Source organism: Bradyrhizobium sp. USDA 4516 (assembly GCF_054055915.1).
This window is the reverse complement of sequence record NZ_JBSRXT010000001.1, coordinates 7993414-8012765: the sequence shown is the minus strand read 5'-3', so window position 1 is coordinate 8012765 and position 19352 is coordinate 7993414. Positions and strand designations below refer to the sequence as shown.

Annotated in this window: 20 protein-coding genes; 11 read left to right on the top strand and 9 right to left on the bottom strand. The window is 65.3% G+C overall.

Annotated features, from left to right (window positions below):
- Positions 1-185: 185 nt before the first annotated feature.
- Positions 186-569, bottom strand: coding sequence for a hypothetical protein (locus ACVI1L_RS37025; RefSeq protein WP_456785106.1), 384 nt, complete (start codon positions 567-569; stop codon positions 186-188).
- Between the two features lie 18 nt (positions 570-587).
- On the opposite strand from ACVI1L_RS37025, the gene ACVI1L_RS37020 reads away from it, so the two are divergent.
- On the top strand, positions 588-1382 hold the full coding sequence (locus ACVI1L_RS37020; RefSeq protein WP_456785105.1) for a GNAT family N-acetyltransferase: 795 nt from the start codon (positions 588-590) through the stop codon (positions 1380-1382).
- Positions 1383-1426: 44 nt separating this feature from the next.
- On the opposite strand, the gene ACVI1L_RS37015 is transcribed toward ACVI1L_RS37020, so the two are convergent.
- The 3 genes from ACVI1L_RS37015 to ACVI1L_RS37005 all read right to left on the bottom strand — a co-directional run bounded on the left by ACVI1L_RS37015 (position 1427) and on the right by ACVI1L_RS37005 (position 3805).
- Positions 1427-2353, bottom strand: a complete 927-nt coding sequence (locus tag ACVI1L_RS37015; RefSeq protein WP_168858155.1) for an AEC family transporter — start codon at positions 2351-2353, stop codon at positions 1427-1429.
- A gap of 2 nt (positions 2354-2355) precedes the next feature.
- Positions 2356-2838 (bottom strand): Holliday junction resolvase RuvX, encoded by a 483-nt coding sequence (gene ruvX, locus ACVI1L_RS37010; RefSeq protein ID WP_456785104.1) that lies wholly within the window; start codon positions 2836-2838, stop codon positions 2356-2358.
- Positions 2839-2914: 76 nt separating this feature from the next.
- Positions 2915-3805 carry a LysR substrate-binding domain-containing protein gene (locus ACVI1L_RS37005; protein WP_456785103.1) on the bottom strand — a complete coding sequence of 297 codons (891 nt, stop codon included), beginning with the start codon at positions 3803-3805 and terminating at the stop codon, positions 2915-2917.
- Between ACVI1L_RS37005 and ACVI1L_RS37000 the strand changes: the two genes are divergently transcribed.
- The 9 genes from ACVI1L_RS37000 (at position 3774) to ACVI1L_RS36960 (ending at position 13794) form a co-directional block, all read left to right on the top strand.
- The gene (locus tag ACVI1L_RS37000) at positions 3774-4910 is read left to right on the top strand and encodes an NAD(P)H-dependent flavin oxidoreductase (protein WP_456785102.1); all 1137 of its coding nucleotides are present in this window, start codon (positions 3774-3776) and stop codon (positions 4908-4910) included. The two genes, ACVI1L_RS37005 and ACVI1L_RS37000, sit on opposite strands and share 32 nt — an antisense overlap.
- A 152-nt stretch (positions 4911-5062) precedes the next feature.
- Positions 5063-6142, top strand: a complete 1080-nt coding sequence (locus ACVI1L_RS36995; protein WP_456785101.1) for an NAD(P)H-dependent flavin oxidoreductase — start codon at positions 5063-5065, stop codon at positions 6140-6142.
- Between the two features lie 360 nt (positions 6143-6502).
- A complete protein-coding gene (gene gatC, locus ACVI1L_RS36990) occupies positions 6503-6790 on the top strand; it encodes an Asp-tRNA(Asn)/Glu-tRNA(Gln) amidotransferase subunit GatC (protein ID WP_168858153.1) in 288 nt (95 codons plus the stop codon).
- Between the two features lie 78 nt (positions 6791-6868).
- Positions 6869-7099 (top strand): hypothetical protein, encoded by a 231-nt coding sequence (locus ACVI1L_RS36985; protein ID WP_456785100.1) that lies wholly within the window; start codon positions 6869-6871, stop codon positions 7097-7099.
- Positions 7096-8571 carry an Asp-tRNA(Asn)/Glu-tRNA(Gln) amidotransferase subunit GatA gene (gene gatA, locus ACVI1L_RS36980; RefSeq protein ID WP_253623789.1) on the top strand — a complete coding sequence of 492 codons (1476 nt, stop codon included), beginning with the start codon at positions 7096-7098 and terminating at the stop codon, positions 8569-8571. Before ACVI1L_RS36985 ends, gatA begins: the two co-directional genes overlap by 4 nt.
- A 3-nt stretch (positions 8572-8574) precedes the next feature.
- Positions 8575-8865, top strand: coding sequence for a hypothetical protein (locus tag ACVI1L_RS36975; RefSeq protein WP_456785099.1), 291 nt, complete (start codon positions 8575-8577; stop codon positions 8863-8865).
- A 156-nt stretch (positions 8866-9021) separates the two neighbouring features.
- Positions 9022-10383: a patatin-like phospholipase family protein gene (locus ACVI1L_RS36970; protein WP_168858152.1), complete on the top strand. Its 1362-nt coding sequence runs from the start codon at positions 9022-9024 to the stop codon at positions 10381-10383.
- Positions 10384-10500: 117 nt separating this feature from the next.
- Positions 10501-11988, top strand: coding sequence for an Asp-tRNA(Asn)/Glu-tRNA(Gln) amidotransferase subunit GatB (gene gatB, locus ACVI1L_RS36965; RefSeq protein ID WP_456785098.1), 1488 nt, complete (start codon positions 10501-10503; stop codon positions 11986-11988).
- A 1539-nt stretch (positions 11989-13527) separates the two neighbouring features.
- Positions 13528-13794 carry a hypothetical protein gene (locus ACVI1L_RS36960; protein ID WP_057020768.1) on the top strand — a complete coding sequence of 89 codons (267 nt, stop codon included), beginning with the start codon at positions 13528-13530 and terminating at the stop codon, positions 13792-13794.
- Positions 13795-13834: 40 nt separating this feature from the next.
- On the opposite strand, the gene ACVI1L_RS36955 is transcribed toward ACVI1L_RS36960, so the two are convergent.
- The 4 genes from ACVI1L_RS36955 to ACVI1L_RS36940 form a co-directional block, all read right to left on the bottom strand.
- Positions 13835-14599, bottom strand: a complete 765-nt coding sequence (locus ACVI1L_RS36955) for a sulfite exporter TauE/SafE family protein (protein WP_456785097.1) — start codon at positions 14597-14599, stop codon at positions 13835-13837.
- A gap of 72 nt (positions 14600-14671) precedes the next feature.
- Entirely contained in the window at positions 14672-15394 is a 723-nt protein-coding gene (locus ACVI1L_RS36950; RefSeq protein WP_456785096.1) for a helix-turn-helix domain-containing protein, read from the bottom strand.
- A 69-nt stretch (positions 15395-15463) separates the two neighbouring features.
- Positions 15464-16726: an MFS transporter gene (locus ACVI1L_RS36945; protein WP_456785095.1), complete on the bottom strand. Its 1263-nt coding sequence runs from the start codon at positions 16724-16726 to the stop codon at positions 15464-15466.
- Complete coding sequence (locus ACVI1L_RS36940) at positions 16723-17181, bottom strand: PaaI family thioesterase (RefSeq protein WP_456785094.1); 459 nt, start codon at positions 17179-17181, stop codon at positions 16723-16725. Before ACVI1L_RS36940 ends, ACVI1L_RS36945 begins: the two co-directional genes overlap by 4 nt.
- A gap of 186 nt (positions 17182-17367) precedes the next feature.
- Here ACVI1L_RS36940 and gcvA point away from each other — a divergent pair, with 186 nt between their 5' ends.
- Positions 17368-18267: a transcriptional regulator GcvA gene (gene gcvA, locus ACVI1L_RS36935; RefSeq protein ID WP_057020764.1), complete on the top strand. Its 900-nt coding sequence runs from the start codon at positions 17368-17370 to the stop codon at positions 18265-18267.
- 213 nt (positions 18268-18480) lie between these two features.
- On the opposite strand, the gene ACVI1L_RS36930 is transcribed toward gcvA, so the two are convergent.
- Positions 18481-19269 carry an AraC family transcriptional regulator gene (locus tag ACVI1L_RS36930; protein WP_456785093.1) on the bottom strand — a complete coding sequence of 263 codons (789 nt, stop codon included), beginning with the start codon at positions 19267-19269 and terminating at the stop codon, positions 18481-18483.
- Between the last annotated feature and the right edge of the window lie 83 nt (positions 19270-19352).

The window sequence follows — 19352 nt, the reverse complement described above, 5'->3', positions numbered from 1 at the left end:
TCGCTGGGACCGGCGGGCCGGTCTATTGCGGGAGGGCGCGCCGCTCGGCGCCGACGGGGCCTCGAAAGAGACGCAACTTCGAAAGTAATGACTTGTTGCGCGGATGGCACAGGAGGCCGCGGCCAAATCAGGTACATTGATACTGTATTGAAAGAGTTTTCATCACCCGGAGCATTGCGTTGGCGTCAGACGCAGTCAGTCTGGCTGATACAACAAGCGTAGCGGACGCGGCGGCTGCTACAGCGCCGTTTCGCGTAAAGATCGTGACGCGCGACGAAATCGCCGGTTGTCCCGCTTGGGAGGCCAGTTTCGCCGACCTGCGCAAGGATCACCGCTACTACGAAATCCTGGAGGATACGCTCCGCGAGCGTGTCGAGTACCGGTACTTCGCGATCATCGACCGGGCAGGCTGTCTCCATGCCGTCCAGCCGTTTTTTCTTCTCGACCAGGACGTTCTCGAAGGACTTGGAGCGCAATGGCAGCCGCTGCTGGCGCGCATCCGAGGCTTCATTCCCAGGTTTCTCAAAATGCGAACCCTGATGATCGGATGCTTCGCCGGTGAAGGGCATCTTGCCGGATCAAGCACGGTGCCGTCCGGCAAGATCGCCGAGATTCTTTGCGGCGAAATCGTCACGCTCGCCCGATCGTGCGGGGCGCAACTCATCGTCCTGAAGGAATTTCCTGCGCGCTACCGGCCGGTGCTGGATTGCTTTGTCCGGCGCGGCTTCGCCCGTGCGCCGAGCATGCCGATGACGGCGCTCAATATCGAGCATGACGACTTCGATGCCTACATGCAAAATGCGCTGCCGCGATCGGCACGCTGGCAGCTCCGCAAGAAATTCAAGGCAACCGACGGTGAAACCATAGCTCTTACCGTCACCGACGACGCAAGGGATGCCGTCGACGAGATCTATCCGCTCTACCTGCAGGTCTTCGATCGCTCGAAATTCCGTTTCGAGAAACTGACAGCCGACTATCTCCGCCGGCTCGGCAGCGACATGAAGGACAAGGTCCGCTTCTTCATCTGGCGCCGTGGCGGGAAGGTGATCGCCTTCAGCCTTTGCATGGTCGAAGGCGACAGTCTGTTCTGGGAGTATGTCGGGCTCGACTATGCTGTCGCACTCGACCTTCATCTTTATTACTACACCATTCGCGACATGATGAATTGGGCGATCGCCAACGGTTACAGGTGGCTTCGAAGCACGGGTCTCAGCTACGAACCGAAATTCCGGATGCGGCATGACCTCGATCCGCTCGACCTCTATGTGCGGCTTCGCTCTCCGCTTCCGAACGCGATCTTCAGGCTCCTGTTGCCCTGGATCGTACCGGCCCGCTATGACAAGACCCTGCGCAAGTTCGCGAACTATCGCGAAGTCTGGTAGCGACCGATCGCGCGGCGCTATTCAAGGCCGATTGGGTACGCCCTCTAAAGCCCCACTGCGGCGATCACGACCGGCATCGTGATCGCGGCCAAAATCGTCTGCAGCGTGATGATCTGGGCGAGCAGCGGCGCGTCGCCGCCCATCTGGCGCGCCAGCACATAGGCTGACGGCGAGGTCGGCACCGCGGCGCAGGCCGCGACGATGGCGAGATTGGAGCCGGTGACGCCGAACCACACCGCGAGCGCGACGGTCAGCGCCGGCATCAGCACGAGTTTCAGCACCAATGCCGCGCTGGCGGCGAGGCTGGGCCGGAAGATGCCTTCCAGATGCAGCCCGGCCCCGGTGACGAGCAGGCCGATCGCCAGCGACGAGCCGCCGAGCGCGTCGGCGACGTCATACCAGATCTGTGGCAGCGGGATGTGCGCGACATTGATGACGAGCCCGATGACGCAGGCCCAGATCAGCGGGTTCTGCACGACAGTCATCACGATGGCGCCGGTCGAACGCTTCTCGGACGAGGCATATTTCGCCAGCACGGCGACGCTGAAGACATTGACCAGCGGGATGATCGCGACCATCGCGACCGAAGCCAGGGCAAGGCCTGTGCTGCCATAGAGGTTGCGCGACACCGAAAGCGCGACATAGGTCTGCCAACGGGTCGCGCCCTGGAAGATCGAGGTGAAGGCGGGGCCGTCGACGCCAGCGCGCGCCAGCGGGCCGCGCAGCGCGAGGCAGAACAGCGACATCACCAGCGCCGCGAGCAGCAGCGCGCCGCCGACGCCCGCGACCGGCACCGTGGTCAGGTCGGCCTTCACCAGGGTCTGCACCAGGAGCACCGGGAACAGCACGTAATAGGTCAGCCGCTCCAGCCCGTGCCATTGCGTATCGAGCGGCATCAGCGTGCGCTTGAGGACGAAGCCGAGCACGATCAAGAGGAACACCGGCAGCAGCGCCGCGATCACCACGGCCATGGTCAGCGCTCCCCGCGCAGCTTCGCGAGCCGGTCCAGCGCACCCTGCAGGATGAAGATCGCGGCGTGCTCGTCGATCACCTCGGCGCGCCGGGCGCGGCTGACGTCCATCCCGATCAGCTCGCGCTCGACCGCCGCGGTCGAGAGCCGCTCGTCCCACAGCCCGATCGCAAGGGGGGTGAGGCCGGCGAAGTTGCGGGCGAATGCCCGGGTCGACTGCGCGCGCGGCCCCTCGCTGCCGTCCATGTTGATCGGCAGCCCGAGCACGAAGCCTACGGCGTTGCGCTCGGCCGCGATCGCGAGCAGCCGTGCCGCGTCGAGCTTGAACTGCTTGCGCTGGATGGTCTCGACGCCGGTCGCCAGCCGCCGGTCCGGATCGGAGACGGCAACGCCGATGGTCTTGGTCCCGAGGTCGAGGCCGACAAGCGCGCCGCGCTCGGGCCAGTGCGGCGCAGCTTCGATCAGGGGAAGGATGGGGGCGGGCATGGCGCTAGCGCTTAGCACGCGCCCGCGCGCCGAGGCAAAGCCCGGCACTGCCGTGGCGTCCATGCGAAAAAGCCGGTCAGGCGGCGATCACCCGCTCGTCGCCACCGAGGCACGCGGCCAACCTCTGCAACGCGCTGTACTGATGCGCGGTGCGGCGCTGGATGAACAGCGTCTCGACATGCGCATGCTGCGGATTGAGCTTGTGGATGTTGATGTCGCGCTGGACATGGTCGCGCTCGACGACGGCGCGCGGCAGCAGGGTGACGCCCATGTCGGCGGCGACGCAGCCGACCATGCCGTCGAGCGTGCCGAACTCGAACCGGACGGCCGACGGCCAGCCGAACTCGGTAAACACCTGTTCGAGACGCTGCCGGTAAGTGCAGCCGGTGCGGAACACCAGCGCGGTCGGGCCCGACTCCGGCGTGCCGGCGCGCAAGGCGGCCAGCGATTTCCAGCGCTGCGCGGTGACGAGCACCAGTTCCTCGGTGAAGGCTGATGTTGCTGACAGTTCGGCATGCTCGATCGGGCCGGCAACAAAGGCGCCGTCGAGCGAGCCATCGAGCACGGCGGCAACGAGGTCGGCGGTCGGCGCGGTGCGCAAGGTCAGGCGCACCGCCGGATAGCGGCGATGAAACTCGGCGAGTAGCGTCGGCAGCCGCACCGCGGCGGTGGTTTCCATCGAGCCGATCGACAGCGGACCCTTCGGCTCGCCATCGTCGCGCGCGGCGAGCACGGCTTCGCGCGACAGCGCCGCCATGCGCTGCGCATAGGGCAACAGGCGGCGGCCGGCGCCGGTCAGCGACATGCCGCGGCTGTGGCGCTCGAACAGCGCGGTGCCGATCTCGGCCTCCAGCGCCTTGATGCGCTGGGTGACGTTCGACTGCACCGTGTTCAGCTCGTCGGCGGCCCGGGTGATGCCGCCGAGCCGCGCGACCGTGGAAAAGGTGAGGAGGTCGGTCAATTCCATCTGGGATCACCGTTCTGATTTAGAGATGGTAGCGTTCTCTAGTATTCATTTTCACAGAATGTTAGCCCGACCTAGTCTGGTTGTCCACAAACCCCGGAGGAACGCCATGTCGATCGACACGCCGCTGACAGCGCTTTTGGGAATCCGACAACCGATCTTGCTCGCACCGATGGATGTGGTCGCGGGCGCGAGGCTCGTGACTGCGGTCAGCGCCGCCGGCGGCCTTGGCATTCTCGGCGGGGGCTATGGCGACCGGCCTTGGCTCGAGCAGGAGACGGCGAAGCTCCGGAAATCGACGACCCCGTTCGGCATCGGCTTCATCACCTGGTGCATGGCGAAGCAGCCGGAGGTGTTGGACGTCGCGCTTGCAGCACAACCGCGCGCGATCATGCTGTCGTTCGGTGATCCGAAGCCGTTCGGACCGCGGATCAAGCAAGCCGGTGCGCGCCTCATTTGCCAGGTGCAGGACGAAGAGATGGCGCAGGACGCACTGGATGCCGGCGCCGACGTCCTCGTCGCGCAGGGGACCGAGGCCGGCGGTCATGGCGCGTCGCGAACCACTCTTGATGTCGTGCCGGCGATCGTTGATCTCGCCGCGGGGCGTGTCCCGGTGGTTGCCGCCGGCGGCATCGCGGACGGCCGCGGTCTTGCCGCCATGCTGATGCTCGGCGCCTCCGGTGTGCTGCTCGGCACACGATTCTACGCGAGCCAGGAAGCCGAGATCGCTGACGAAGCGAAGCGGCGGGTCTGTGCCGCCAAGAGCGGTGAGACGGTGCGTGGCATCGTCTTCGATCTGTCACGCAACAATGTCTGGCCGGCTCCGTTCAACGGGCGCTGTCTCGTCAACGATCATGTCCAGCGCTGGACGGGACGTGAGGTCGAATTGCTCCAGAATGTGAAGAAGGTTGCCGCCGACTATGCGGAGGCCAAGGCGCGCGGCGATTTCGACGTCGCCGCCGTCATCGCGGGCGAAGCGGTTGGGCTGATCCACGACGTTCCGCCGGCGGCCGAGATTGTCGACAGGATCACGTTGGAGGCCGAACAGATTCTGCGTGGACGTCGCAACTCCGTGCTCAACCCTGCGCAGGCGCCGGCTCCTGCCTGAAAAGGCGTGAATCGGAACGCGCATCGCATAAGAGACTTGAATCCGTAGCGATCGGTGATAGTTCCGCTCGCTGGCTTTCGTATCGAACCGACCCTCTCCCTTTTTGCGGAGAGGGTTCAAAACCAACAACAACCAGTTCAAGAGCAAGAAGAATGTGGCCTGATCGACGTCTAACTGATCTCTTCAAAACCGAATTCCCGATCGTACTGGCGCCGATGGCGGGCGTGATGGATGCGGAGCTTGTCATCGCAGCCGCAGAGGGTGGCGCACTCGGCTCATTGCCATGCGCGATGCTATCGGCCGAGAAGACACGCGAGCAGGTCAATATCATCCGTCAGCGCATTTCGGCGCCCGTCAACATGAACTTCTTCTGCCACACGCCGGTCGAGACCGATCGCGCGCATGAAGCGACATGGCGGCAGCTGCTCGCGCCTTACTATCACGAGCTCGGCCTCGATCCGGATGCGCCGATCAACGCGGCGAACCGCGCGCCGTTCGACGCGGCGTTTTGCGCCGTGGTCGAGGAGCTGAAGCCCGAGGTGGTCAGCTTCCATTTCGGCCTGCCGGAGCCGAAGCTGTTGCAGCGGGTGAAGGCGGCCGGCGCGATCGTGATGTCGTCGGCGACCACGGTGAAGGAGGCGATCTGGCTGGAAGAGAACGGCGCCGATGTCGTCATCGCGCAGGGCGCCGACGCCGGCGGCCATCGCGCCATGTTCCTGACCGAGAATATTTCCGAGCAGCCCGGGACGTTCTCGCTGTTGCCGCAGGTGGTCGATGCGGTGAAGGTGCCGGTGGTCGCGGCCGGCGGTATCGCTGACGGGCGCGGGATCGCGGCGGCATTCGCGCTCGGCGCCGCGGCCGTTCAGATCGGCTCGGCCTATCTGCGCTGCCCGGAATCCAAGGTAACCCCGCAGGGCCGTGTCGCGCTGGCGCAAGCGAGCGACGAATCGACCGTCATCACCAATGTGATGACCGGACGCCCGGCGCGCGGCGTCGCCAACCGCGTGATGCGCGAGGTCGGGCCGATCTCGCCGGATGCGCCGGCGTTTCCACACGCCGCGACCGCGCTCGGACCACTGAAGGCGGCTGCCGAGAAACAGGGCAAGGTCGATTTCACCAATCTATGGGCCGGGCAGGCAGTGCGGATGGGCAAGGAGGTGCCGGCGGCCGAATTGACCCGCGCGCTCGCCGGCGCCGCGCTGGCGCGGATGGCGGCTCTGTCTCAGGCCTGACGCGCGGCCTCGTTCAGACCAGGCAGGCCACGTAGAGGATCGCGACCCCCAGCGCCGTGCCGATCGACCAGAGGGCGGGGTCCCAGCCCTCCGGGCGGGGGCTGCCGTTGAGCATTGACATGACGCGCTCCGAACTTTTCTGTTTGGTGGAGTAGGCGCCGTGAATGTTTCGGGACGACGTCGCGGTGGCCGCGAACTGGTTTCGTCGTGCGTTTCGCAGCCGGAATGCGTGGCAGGGTGTCTTGCCCGGTCGCCGGATGGGCGCAAAGCCCCGTTGGGCGGGCAAATTCGCGCGGTTGCGGCGCAAAACCGGCCTCTGCTATACGGCAGGCTGACCTTTCAGCCCCGAGGCCCTATATAATGTCCGTAGACGCCACGACCGTCCGCCGCATCGCGCATCTGGCGCGGATCGCGGTCAGCGACGCCGAAGTTCCCCATCTCCAGGGCGAGCTGAACGCGATGCTGGCCTTTGTGGAGCAGCTGTCGGAAGTGAATATCGACGGCGTCGAGCCGATGACCTCGGTGACGCCGATGGAGATGAAGAAGCGCGCCGACGTGGTCAATGACGGCGAGATCGCCGACGTCATTGTCCGCAACGCGCCCGACAGCGTGAACGACTTCTTCCTGGTGCCGAAGGTGGTCGAGTAACGCAAACATCGCGTTTTCGAGCGAAGTGGATACCGGTTCGCGTGAAGAAAACGCGTCAAACAAAAGCGACAAAGTTCAATGTGTCTGCTGTGCGACGATGAGAAGGCCTACAAGGCCTATATGGACTTCCTCGATGCCATGGAGCGCAAGGGGAAGGTCGCCGATCCCAACGCGGCGATGGACGCCGTGCTCGACCATCTCGAGGCGCTTGACGCCGCCCGCGCCAACGAAAATGCCAAAGCCCGGCATGACGACCCCGCCAACGACAAGACCCTGTCTCCGTTCTTCTGCAGCCCGATCAATAAATGACTGATTTGACATCGCTGACGATCGCCGAGGCCCGTGAGGGCCTGGCGAGCAAGTCTTTCACCGCCCGCGAACTGACCGATGCGCATCTCGCCGCGATCGAAGCCGCGCGCGTGCTCAACGCCTATGTGCTCGAGACGCCCGACCGTGCCCGCGAGATGGCCAAGGCCGCCGACGCGAAAATTGCAAAAGGCGAGGGCGGACCGCTCGCCGGCATCCCGCTCGGCATCAAGGACCTGTTCGCGACCCGCGACATCAGGACCACTGCGTGCTCGAATATCCTCGGCAATTTCATTCCGCCCTACGAGTCGACGGTGACCTCGCAGTTGTGGCGCGACGGTGCAGTGCTGCTCGGCAAACTCAACAATGACGAATTCGCGATGGGCTCGTCGAACGAGACCTCGTGCTTCGGCCCGGTCACCAACCCGTGGCGGCGCGAGGGCTCCAACACCACGCTGGTGCCGGGCGGCTCGTCCGGCGGCTCGGCTTCGGCGGTGGCGGCTGCTCTCTGCATGGGCGCGACCGCGACCGACACCGGCGGCTCGATCCGCCAGCCCGCCGCGTTCACCGCAACCGTCGGCATCAAGCCGACCTATGGCCGCTGCTCGCGCTGGGGCATCGTCGCGTTTGCATCCTCGCTCGACCAGGCCGGCCCGATCGCGCGCTCGACGCGCGATGCCGCGATCCTGATGCGCTCGATGGCGGGACACGATCCCAAGGACACCACGTCGGTCGACATCGCCGTGCCGGACTACGAGGCCGCGATCGGCAAGTCCGTGAAGGGCATGAAGATCGGCATCCCCAGGGAATATCGGCTCGACGGCATGCCGGCCGAGATCGAAAAGCTCTGGAGCGAGGGCGCGCAGTGGCTGAAGGCCGCCGGCGCCGAACTCGTCGAGGTGTCGCTGCCGCACACCAAATATGCGCTGCCGGCCTATTACATCGTGGCGCCGGCGGAGGCCTCGTCGAACCTTGCGCGCTACGACGGCGTGCGCTACGGGCTGCGCGAACCGGGCAGGAACATCATCGAGATGTACGAGAACACCCGCGCCGATGGTTTTGGCGACGAGGTGCGCCGCCGCGTGCTGATCGGCACCTATGTGCTGTCGGCCGGTTACTACGATGCCTATTATCTGCGTGCGCAAAAGGTGCGGACGCTGATCAAGAAGGATTTCGAGGACTGCTTCGCCAAGGGTGTCAACGCGATCCTGACGCCGGCGACGCCGTCGGCAGCGTTCGGCATCGGCGAGAAGGGCGGCGCCGATCCGGTCGAAATGTATCTCAACGACATCTTCACGGTGACCGTGAACATGGCGGGCCTGCCGGGCATCGCCGTGCCCGCGGGCAAGGACACGCAAGGTCTGCCGCTCGGCCTGCAGTTGATCGGCCGTCCGTTCGACGAAGAGACGCTGTTCTCGCTCGGCGAGGTGATCGAGCAGGCGGCCGGCCGGTTCACGGCGCCTAGATGGTGGTGAGCGATGGCGGATTTCCGCGCCAGTCTCGCTAACACCGCGCCCGATGCGGCGCTGTCGCCGCCGCTCGCCGCGTTGTGGTGGGCAAAGAAGGGCGATTGGGACCAGGCGCACCGCATCGTGCAGGATGAGGGCGACGCCAATTCGGCCTGGGTGCATGCCTATCTGCATCGCGTCGAAGGCGATCTCGGCAATGCCGGCTATTGGTATCGCCGAGCCGGCCAGCCGGTCGCAAAGGACACGCTCGAGGCCGAGTGGGAGCGGATCGTAGCCACGCTGCTGGCGCAGCGCGGCTAAAGGGCGCCGGTGCGGAGGCACCGCGAGCATTAACCTTGTTTCGGCCGCCATGCCGCCGCCCAGATTGGCCGTGATAGGCTAATGGAACCGGGCGGGGGCCAGCGGCAAAAGAGAGTATTCGTGCGTGGGTCGGGCATAGGGGGATGGCTGTCAGCAATGCTGGTGGCCGTGGTTGCGGCGGGCCTTGCCGGCTGCGCCTCCGTCTACAATCTGCCCGGCAATGTGCCGCTCGGCGCCGCGCTCGCCGACAACAGCAGCGCTCGCGACATTCCGGCCTACGAAGATGATCTGCTGCTCGCGCTGTCGTTCTCCGGCGGCGGCACCCGCGCGGCGGCGTTTTCCTTCGGCGTGCTGGAGGAGCTTGACCACACGCGTTCGAGTGCGGCGGGCACCAAGACGCTGCTCGACCGCGTCGACTTCGTCTCCGGCGTCTCCGGCGGATCGGTCACCGCCGCCTATTTCGGATTGAAGCGCCGCGCGGCGCTCGACGATTTTCGCCAGCGCTTCCTGCTGCGCAACGCCGAGGAGGGACTGAAGACCCGGATCTCGCTCGGCAATATCGGGCGCGCGCTCGGCGGCGGCGTCAACGACAGCCAGTTCACCGACTGGCTCGATCAGAATTTGTTCGACGGCGCGCGGTTCGACGCACTGGCCGACGATCGCCGGCCGCGGGTCTGGATCAACGCGTCTGATATCTATAACCGCACGCCGTTCGTGTTCGGCAAGACGTCGTTCGATGCCTTGTGCAGCGACATCAGATCGTATCGTGTCGCCGAAGCGGTGGCGGCATCCGCCGCGGTGCCGCTGGCATTCGCCCCGATCGTGCTGCAAACCTATCCCGGTGGATGCGCCGCGCCGCTGCCGGCCTGGCTCGAGCGGGTGCGCAACGATCCGAACGCACAGCCGTTGCTGCGCGCCTACGCCGAGGCCCAGGCGCATTACCGCGACGGCTCGATGCGCTACGTCAAGCTGCTCGATGGCGGCCTTGTCGACAATTACGGCCTGTCGGGGCTGAGCATCGGCTTGCTCGCCGCGCAGCGTCCCTACGAGCCGCTGAACGAGCGGCAGGCAGCCAAGCTGAAGCGCATCCTGTTCCTGGTGGTCGACGCCGGCCGCGGCATCTCAGGCGACTTCGTGCAGACGCTCGAAGGGCCGAGCGGCGTCGAACTGGTGTCCGCGGCCGCCGACACCGCGATCGATGCCAGCGTGCGCTCCAGCTACGCCGCCTTCACGGCGCTCGCCGAGGACTGGTCCGGCAAGCTGAAGCGCTGGCGCTGCGGGCTGTCGGCGGCGGAGCGCAGCCGGCTCGGCGTCGGCGCCGGCTGGAAATGCGGCGACGTCGCGATCTATGTCGAGCGGCTCGGCTTCGACCGGCTTGGACCGGACCGCGCCGGCATCCTGAACGCCATCCCCACGCGGCTGTCGCTGCCGCCCGAGCAGGTCGACCAGCTGATCGCGGGCGGCGCCGACGCGTTGCGCTCGAGCAAGGCCTACCAGCAGTTCCGGCGCGGGCTCTGACCCCGCCTCAGGCGACGGCAGCGGGCTGCAAGGGGACTGTAAGGCGGCTTGACTGGCGCGATTGGTTGCGCGAAGCCCAATCCATCCCAGATATCCTTTATCCGGAAACCGAGATCCATGACCGCATCTGCCGCCCCGCACAAACTGATCAAGAGCGCCACCGGCGATTGGGAGGTCGTGATCGGCATGGAGATCCATGCCCAGGTCACCTCGAACGCGAAGCTGTTCTCCGGCGCATCGACCGCGTTCGGCGGCGAGCCCAATTCACATGTCTCGCTCGTCGATGCCGCGATGCCGGGCATGTTGCCCGTGATCAATGAGGAATGCGTCCGCCAGGCGGTGCGCACCGGTCTCGGGCTGAATGCGAAGATCAACCTGCGTTCGGTGTTCGACCGCAAGAACTATTTCTATCCGGACTCGCCGCAGGGCTACCAGATCAGCCAGTACAAGTCGCCGATCGTGGGCGAGGGCGAGGTGTCGCTCGAGCTCGACGGCGGCCGCAGCGTCACGATCGGGATCGAGCGGCTGCACCTGGAGCAGGACGCCGGCAAGTTGCTGCACGATCAGTCGCCGACGATGTCCTATGTCGACCTCAACCGTTGCGGCGTTGCGCTGATGGAGATCGTCTCCAAGCCCGACATCCGCGACGCCGAGCAGGCCAAGGCCTACGTCACCAAGCTGCGCTCGATCCTGCGCTACCTCGGCACCTGCGACGGCGACATGGAGAAGGGCAATCTGCGCGCCGACGTCAACGTCTCGGTGCGCCGTTACGGCGAGACCGCGTTCGGCACCCGCTGCGAAATCAAGAACATGAACTCGGTCAACTTCATCGGCCAGGCGATCGAGTACGAGGCGCGGCGTCAGATCGAGATCATCGAGGACGGCGGCTCGATCGACCAGGAAACCCGGCTGTTCGACCCGAACAAGGGCGAGACCCGCTCGATGCGCTCCAAGGAAGAGGCGCACGACTACCGGTACTTCCCCGATCCCGATCTGTTGCCGCTCGAGTTCAGCCAGGCCATCGTCGACGATCTCAAGGCGCAGCTGCCGGAACTGCCGGACGAGAAGAAGTCCCGTTTTATTACGGGCTTCGGCCTGTCGCCCTATGATGCGAGCGTGCTGGTCGCCGAGCGCGAGAGCGCGGAGTTCTACGAGACGGTGCTGTCGGGTCTTGCCGACAAGGCACGCGACGGCAAGCTCGCCGCCAACTGGGTGATCAACGAATTGTTCGGTCGTCTCAACAAGGAAGGCGTCGAGATCGCAGCCTCGCCGGTGTCGGCGGAGCAGCTCGCCGCGATCGTCGACCTGATCGGCGAGGGAACGATTTCCGGCAAGATCGCCAAGGACTTGTTCGAGATCGTCTGGCAGGAAGGCGGCGATCCGCGCGCGCTTGTCGAGGCGCGCGGCATGAAGCAGGTCACCGACCTCGGCGCGATCGAGAAGGTGGTCGACGACATCATCGCGGCCAATCCCGACAAGGTCGAGCAAGCGAAGGCGAAGCCGCAATTGGTCGGCTGGTTCGTCGGTCAGGTGATGAAGTCGTCGGGCGGCAAGGCGAACCCGCAGGCGGTCAACGACCTCTTGAAGTCGAAGCTCGGCATCTGAACAACAGGACAATGATGTTGTCCTTGGAGCATGATCCAGCCGGATCATGCTCCCTTGCATGCTCCTTTGCCGTCACCTTCGGTGTCGTCGCGCGCGCGTGAACGTGGCGTGATCCTGCCTCACACCCTCCGTTCGTGGCGCCGGCGCCACCGGCGCCGAATCGCAGAAGCCGCGATTCGTTCGCAAATCCGGTTCGGATGACCTCAAACGAGGCAAAAGCCGTCTTTCCCACGAAAATTTTTTCGTTGCCAAAAATTACGACTCGGCGTCGGCGACGTGCCGCTTTTCGTCTTCGCTCGCGACTCAGCGCAACGACGATCTCGCGTCGATCGCTTCAATGCGAATTCAAGAAAAGCCTACAACAGAAGGCATTTCCTGCAACGTTGACAAATGCCGATGTCGGCGGCTGTTGCACTTCTTGCATCGTCGCGTGAATGAAGTGTCGATTTGAACGGCGGCGCGCGCGGTGCGCGTTGCCACCGCTGCGTCAACACTTCCTTAAGCGGGACACTGTTTTTTTCGGTCTGTTGGTGTATTCGGGAAGTAGTGCATATCGATTCCCGAGTGCACGCAGCGAAGTAGAGCCATCTCACATACTGGAGGGCAACATGGCTAAGAAGGCAAAGAAGGCGAAGAAGGCGAAGAAGGCGAAGAGCGCAGTGAAGAAGACTGCGAAGAAGACCCGCAAGGTCGCCAAGAAGAAGTAAGCCTCTCGCCTCGAGAGGATTGCCGGCGGCTTGACGCCGGCACGTCGCGAGAGCCAGCGGACGGACTGCTGAGAGGCACATCCCACCCCCAAGGCTCTGGCTGACGAAAGAGGGTGTCGGCGAGACATCAGGTCAAACGGCTGGATCGAATTTCGGAGAGGGCAACCTTCCCAAAACCGGTCCGGCAGAAGAAACAGAGATTTCTTCGTTCGGTGCGGAGCCCGCTTGGTTCCGCAATTTCACCGGCGAGAATGCCGAGCTGAAATCTGGTCCTGACGTGTTCGCCGACCCCCTCGTTCCGGCGGCCCGCGCAGTCCGCGCCCGGCAGCCACTTTCCCCATCCATCCCCGTTTCGGATCGACGCTGGGCCTGACGGCCTCGCGTTGCTTTTGTCTGTGCACCCGACCGCACGCCGCTCCGCGGCTCGTCCATGGTCGCGCCGCCCCTCCGTCAATTTCGAAACTGATTGCCTGGTGGGACCCGCCGGCGCCGCGGCCAATGTCCGCCATGGTTATCGTTGTCCCAAACACCAGGGTAAACCGGCGTTCACGAATGCAAGGAAGTGCCTGCGGCACAGGCACTTCTGCGATTCCTCGATGCGCCCTCGGCGACGCCGATTTACATCCCGTTCATCGCGATACTTAAACCGCTCTTCAAATTTGATGGGCCATGATCATCCCAACAAGCCGGCAAACGGCACGCGGTGATCCCGAGGATCAAGAGATCAGCCCGGGCATGATCAAAGATCAGCCAGGGAATGACAGGGTAGTTTCAACAGTGGACGGGGGCCGCGCTCGGGGGAGGGCGGCCAGCAACAAAAAGGGGAATGAGAATGTTTCAGGGGGTCATCGATCAGGAAAGCGCTGTCCCGGTTGCCGCAACGGCGATCCAGGACGTGCTGTTCGAACGTGGTATGTATTGGGCGAGCGGCCGCTCCGGTGTGGTCAACCTCGTCGCGGCGCACAAATGGTTCAACCTGGCGGCGCTCAAGGGACGTACTGACGCGATCGCGCACCGCCGCGAAGTCGCCGAGCAGATGTCCGATGTCGAGATCGCGGTCGCCCAGCGTGAAGCCCGCGCCTGGATGACGACGCACTAAGCCAACCGATATCGATGGAGCCTCGGCTCCCTCGCTCCACCTAGAACCAGTATCGCGCCGCGTAGACCACCGTCATCAGCGCTCCGGCCACGATGACGAACTGCCGGACGATGTGGCCGGGAAGGATCCGGATCAGGAAACCGCCGGCATAGCCGCCGACCATGGCGCCGAGCAGCATCGCCAGGGTCTCCGGCCATCGCACTGCTCCCTGCAAGACAAAGATCAATGTGGCAGCGAGCGACACGCAGGTCGCGAGCAGGTTCTTCAACGCCTTGATCGCCCTGATGTCGCCGGGCTCGGTGATCGACAGCACCGCGGTCAGGATGACGCCGAGACCGGCGCCGAAGAAGCCTCCATAGATGCACGACAATCCCAGGACAGCACCGCTCGCGCTGGTCGAGGGCAAGGCCGCGGCCTTGTGGCGCTCGACGGTCCATCCCTGGATCTGCGGCGCGAAGCCGAACAACAGCGTTGCAAATGCGATCAAGGCCGGCACCGGCAGCAGGAACAGCCGCTCGGAAAGCAGCGACAGCACGCCGGCGCCGACCGCGCCGCCCACCGTGGCGATCACGACGAAGCTGATCGTGCGCCGCGTCGGCGGCGGCAGCTTGCCGCGATCGGCGAGCGCCGCGATCAAATGCCCCGGCGAGATCGCCACCGCATTCGACGCGTTGGCGATGACGGCCGGCAGGCCCGCAGCGAGCATCGCCGGAAAGGTGATGAGTGTGGCGCCGCCCGCCAGTGCATTGATGATCCCTCCGGCGACCCCGGCCGCCAGCAGCAGAAGACTTGTCTGGGTATCCATCCTTCACCCTCTTCAGGGTGAGCAGGCTAGCGGGCGATGCGGCAATCGGTCTGGAACGTCTGTGACGTCACTTCAGCCGCGCCAGTAGACGCCCGGCGTCGTGCCAAAGGTGCGGCGAAACAGCCGGGTGAGGTGGCTCTGGTCGGAAAAGCCCGCATCGGCCGCGACTGCCGCAATCGGCGCGCCGGCGCGCAGCAATTGCCGGGCAAGATTGAGCCGGGCCAGCAGACGGAAGGTATGCGGCGGGATGCCGAGCTCGCGGCTGACCATGCGGCTGAAGCCTTCGCGGCTTCGCCCGAAGCCGGCGGCAATCGCTCCGATCGGCGCGACGCTCTCGGTCAGCGTGATGCCGATCTTCGTCTTGTCGGTGCACCCGGCGGGGTGGGACGGCGCGCACGACAGGATGTCGTCGGCGATCTCGCTGACGTGCCCAGGCGAGATCTCGTCGACGTTCCGCCAACGCTGCCCGAAACGGATGATCCGCACCGATGAGCAGACGCGGCCGGCAGGAACGTAGGCGTTCAGGCAGACCGTTTCCTCGTCCGACATCGTCATCGGCGCATGCAGCATTCCGGCCGGAATCAGCGCGGCATGGCCGGCGGGCACGGTGACGGTCGCGCCGCCGATGCGAAAGGCGCGCGACCCTGACAGCACCAGCACGATCTGGTTCTCGTCATGGAAGTGCGGCTTGAGGCCAAGCGAGCCGGCGCCGCGCCACGATGCCAGCTCAACGATGTCTTCCCTGTCGGCTCGCCGATAAGTCCAGGCATTGGTCATGGCGAGGCGAGCGATCACGGAGGTCTCGAAACGATGGGGCGGTGATCTCCGAGCGTAGCACGGGGGTCACCGACCGTCATGAGGGCCTCACGCCTGCTCAACCGAGGCGATCGGCGAGGCCGTTCGCATGGTCGCCATTGCAATGAGGGCGGCGACGAGGTTGGCGGCCGCGCTGATCGCCACCGGAATGAAGTAGCTGTGGCTGATGTCGTAGGCGAAGCCGGCGGCGCTCGGGCCCAGCAGCGTGCCAACCGCGACGCTGGTGTAGAGGATGCCGATGATGCCGCCGACATTGCGGCCGCCGAAATGGTCGGTGACGACAGCGGGCAGGATCGCGACCCAGCCGCCATAGAACAGGCCGAACAGCAGCGCGAAGGCCGTGAGCGACCAGAAGGTGCCGGCGATCGCCCAGATTGCCAGCGAGACGGCCATGCCGAGATACATCGCGACCAGGAATGCATCGCGGCCGACCCGGTCGGCGATGCCGCCGAGGAGGAACCGGCCGGCCGTGCTTCCGACCCCGATCATCCCGAGCAGCAGCACGGCAAGCGTCGGCGCCACCCGATGATCGACTGCAAAGGGCACGAGGTGAACGAAGGGCACGAATACGCCGAACGCGCTGATCAGGCAGGCGGCATAGAGCCCAGCGAAGCGCGCGGTCCTCACCGCGCCGCGGATCGAGACGCCCTGGCGGAGCGGCGCGCCCGAAACCGCCTCAAGCGGATCGCCGTCCGGTCCGGTGCCGTAGCGGCGCGGATCGTCCGCGATCAGCAGCGATGCACCGATCCCGGCGACGGCGGCGACAACGCCCAGCACGACATAGGCATCGCGCCAGCCGAGGCTCGTGATCAGCCAGGTCGCGAGCGGCGGCATCACCAGTGTGCCGACGCCGATCCCGCTGACGGCGAGGCCCGACGCAAAACCGCGCCGCCTGACGAACCAGCGTTGCACCGCGCCCAAGGTCGGGACGTAAGCGCAACCGACGCCGGCGCCGATCCCGATGCTATAGGCGGCATAGACTTGGAGGATGGTCTGGGCCTGTCCCGCCAGCACCATGCCGAGACCGACCAGCGCCATTCCGAGGCCAGCGAGCCTGCGTGCGCCCCAGCGATCGGCAAGCGGACCGGAGATCATCCCCAGGCCGAAATACAGGAAGCCAGCGAAGGAGAACACCAGCGACACCGAGCCGCGCGAGGCGCCGAACTCCCGCTGCAGGGACTCGACGAAGGACGAGAATGTGTAGGCGCTGCCGAAGCCGATCAGCGTCACGACGAAGGCTGCTGCGACGACGTACCAGCCGTAGAACGGCTTGGCGCGTTGATAACCGGCGTGCATGACGGCATTCCTCATGATCGTTCTCCCTGTGCCGCATGACCACCGGCCTTGCTCGGCGGGTAGAGCAGCATCTGTGTGCAGCGAAACAGCGCGATGGTCTTGCCCGTCGCCTCGGTGCGGATCTCGGCGTCCCACACCTGGGTGGAGCGCCCGGCGTGAAGGAGGCGCGCCTCGCAGCTCATGCCGCCTTCGCGCGCGGCGCCGATGAAGTTGGTCTTCAACTCTCCGGTGGCGAAGCCGATGGCGCCGTCCGGCAACGACGCGAGGCAGCCGAACCCGCATGCGGTATCGGCCAATGCGACGATGCTTGCGCCGTGCAGCAGCCCGTGCGGCGAGAAGTGTTTTGCGGCAATCTCGAAGCGGCCGCGGATGTGGCCGCGTCCGGCTTCGAGCCACTGAAAGTCCAGCAGGCCGGTCTGGCCGCCGGCAGCGATCTCGCGGAGGCCGAGCTTGCTTGCGACCTCAGTCATGGCTTGGCTCCATCAAGAAAACGGAGCCGTCGGGAGCGGCAAAGAAGGTTAGAAAATCTAAGTTCCATGATTTCGACTTTCTCTGCATTGACGCGGCTTTCAGCATCGGATTAAGCTGATAAGGCGCCCGGGACGCCGAGTTGGCAAACCAGATTTGCTGGGCAATTCAGATTAGAAAATCTAAATATGGAAAGCCGGCTTCCACCCCTGAACGCGCTCAAGGCGTTTGAATCCGCTGCTCGCCATCTCTCGGTGAAGCTCGCGGCCGAGGAGCTATGCGTGACGCCGGGCGCGGTCAGTCAGATGCTCAAGACGCTCGAAGCCGATCTCGGCGTGAAGCTGTTCGAGCGGGTTCCGCGCGGCATCTATCTCACCGACGCCGGCCGCGACTATCTGCCGTCGATCCGCAACGCGTTTCGCCAGATCGCGGATGCCTCGCGCCGCGTCGCGGCATCGGTCGATGTCGGTACGCTCACGGTGAGCGTCACGCCGTTCTTTGCGTCGGCCTGGCTGGTGCCCCGCATGGCCTCGTTCCAGGATGCGCATCCCGAGATCGATCTGCAGATCGTCACCAGCAACACAGTGGTCGATTTCTCGCGCAGCGGCGTGGACGTCGCGGTGCGCCACGGCCTTGGCCGCTATCCGGGGCTGCGCAGCGACCGCGTCGTCACCGTGGAGATGGTGGCGGTGGCATCGCCGTCGCTGGTTGAGCGACTTGGCCGGCCGGCATCTCCGGGCGAACTCGCGGGCTGGCCGCAGGTGCATGACGCCGATCGCAAGGGCTGGAGCCTGTGGTTTCAGGCCAACGGCATCGCGGAGGTTCGCACGCCGCGCGGACCCTCGTTCGATGACAGCGGCCTTCTGCTGAAGGCCGTGCTGACAGGGCAAGGCGCGGGCCTGCTGCCGGCCGCGATGGTGGCAAATGAGATCGCGAGCGGTGAACTGGTCCAGCTGCTCGAGACTGCGCATCTGGAGGAGTTCGCCTACTATCTCGTCTGTCCCGACAACCGGCAGTCGCTTCCGAAGATCGCGGCGTTCAGGGAATGGATCCTGGGACCGGAGGCTCAGTCGGCGGCGGAGCACTAAACGCGACGAGATTATGCCAGGTCGAGCAACGGACTCTGCTTCACCTCGCCCCGTGTGCGGGGAGAGGCCGGATCGCATGGAGCGAAGCGCAATGTGATCCGGGTGAGGGGGAATCTCCGCGAGTCTAACTCGAAGTTATTTTGCGGATGCAGCCCTCACCCCAACCCTCTTCCCGTAAGAACGGGCAGAGGGAGCACAGCGGCAGTGGACGGCTTACCGATAGAACGCGTTGGGCGGCAGGCCAAAATGCTTGCGGAACATCGCGCTGAAGGCGCTCTGGCTGGCATAGCCGGCATCGAGCGCGACATCGATCACGCGGGCGCCGCGCGCGAGGCGTTCGAGCGCGAACAGCAGGCGGGCCTGCTGACGCCATTCGCCGAACGTCATGCCGGTTTCCCTGGCGAACAGACGATGGATGGTCTTCGACGTCAGCTTCAGCCGGCGCGCCCATTGCTCCGCCGTGGAGCCATCGTCCGGGTGGGCCACCAGCGCGGCGCAGATCCGCGCGAGCCTTTCGTCGCGCGGCATCGGCAAGTGCAGCGGCAGCACATCGACTTCGCGCAGCTGGTCGAGCAGCACGCGCATCAGGCGCTCATCGGAGGTCGCGGGCGCATAGTCCAGCGGGACGCGCATCGCGGCGACGAACAATTCGCGCAGCAGCGGCGAGACCGCGAACACGCAGCTGGCCCCCGGCAGATCGGGAGCCGCGTCGGCGTCCACGAACACGGTGCGGATCTTGACCGCGCCGCACATCCGGACCTCGTGCGCGAGATCGGCCACCAACCACACCGCCCGGTTGGGCGGCACCACCCAGGTGCCTTCAGCGCAGCGCACGACCATCACGCCTTCGATCGCATAGAGCAGCTGGCCGCGCGGATGCGCGTGCAGGCCGGTCGACGCGCCGCTCGGATAGTCGATCTCCATCGCCGCCATCGGCCGCGCCGTGGCGTGATAGTCGAGGTGCCGTGTGGTCAGCTCGTCCAACACGTCTTCATCTCGCATGTCCCAATCTCACTAGGTGAGGTCATTCTAGCGTGAGACGGACGTTAGCGCGACAGGTAGTTGCCGGAGCGTCCTTCACCAAC

What these genes read in the sequence shown, in the direction of transcription:
- ACVI1L_RS37025 (WP_456785106.1), bottom strand. Translation starts at nt 569, where the DNA reads ATGCCCTTCACCGGCGAAGCATCCGATCATCAGGGTTCGCATTTTGAG.
- ACVI1L_RS37015 (WP_168858155.1), bottom strand. Translation starts at nt 2,353, where the DNA reads ATGGCCGTGGTGATCGCGGCGCTGCTGCCGGTGTTCCTCTTGATCGTG.
- ruvX (WP_456785104.1), bottom strand. Translation starts at nt 2,838, where the DNA reads ATGCCCGCCCCCATCCTTCCCCTGATCGAAGCTGCGCCGCACTGGCCC.
- ACVI1L_RS37005 (WP_456785103.1), bottom strand. Translation starts at nt 3,805, where the DNA reads ATGGAATTGACCGACCTCCTCACCTTTTCCACGGTCGCGCGGCTCGGC.
- ACVI1L_RS36995 (WP_456785101.1), top strand. Translation starts at nt 5,063, where the DNA reads ATGTGGCCTGATCGACGTCTAACTGATCTCTTCAAAACCGAATTCCCG.
- gatC (WP_168858153.1), top strand. Translation starts at nt 6,503, where the DNA reads ATGTCCGTAGACGCCACGACCGTCCGCCGCATCGCGCATCTGGCGCGG.
- ACVI1L_RS36985 (WP_456785100.1), top strand. Translation starts at nt 6,869, where the DNA reads ATGTGTCTGCTGTGCGACGATGAGAAGGCCTACAAGGCCTATATGGAC.
- gatA (WP_253623789.1), top strand. Translation starts at nt 7,096, where the DNA reads ATGACTGATTTGACATCGCTGACGATCGCCGAGGCCCGTGAGGGCCTG.
- ACVI1L_RS36975 (WP_456785099.1), top strand. Translation starts at nt 8,575, where the DNA reads ATGGCGGATTTCCGCGCCAGTCTCGCTAACACCGCGCCCGATGCGGCG.
- ACVI1L_RS36970 (WP_168858152.1), top strand. Translation starts at nt 9,022, where the DNA reads ATGCTGGTGGCCGTGGTTGCGGCGGGCCTTGCCGGCTGCGCCTCCGTC.
- gatB (WP_456785098.1), top strand. Translation starts at nt 10,501, where the DNA reads ATGACCGCATCTGCCGCCCCGCACAAACTGATCAAGAGCGCCACCGGC.
- ACVI1L_RS36960 (WP_057020768.1), top strand. Translation starts at nt 13,528, where the DNA reads ATGTTTCAGGGGGTCATCGATCAGGAAAGCGCTGTCCCGGTTGCCGCA.
- ACVI1L_RS36955 (WP_456785097.1), bottom strand. Translation starts at nt 14,599, where the DNA reads ATGGATACCCAGACAAGTCTTCTGCTGCTGGCGGCCGGGGTCGCCGGA.
- ACVI1L_RS36945 (WP_456785095.1), bottom strand. Translation starts at nt 16,726, where the DNA reads ATGAGGAATGCCGTCATGCACGCCGGTTATCAACGCGCCAAGCCGTTC.
- ACVI1L_RS36940 (WP_456785094.1), bottom strand. Translation starts at nt 17,181, where the DNA reads ATGACTGAGGTCGCAAGCAAGCTCGGCCTCCGCGAGATCGCTGCCGGC.
- gcvA (WP_057020764.1), top strand. Translation starts at nt 17,368, where the DNA reads ATGGAAAGCCGGCTTCCACCCCTGAACGCGCTCAAGGCGTTTGAATCC.
- ACVI1L_RS36930 (WP_456785093.1), bottom strand. Translation starts at nt 19,269, where the DNA reads ATGCGAGATGAAGACGTGTTGGACGAGCTGACCACACGGCACCTCGAC.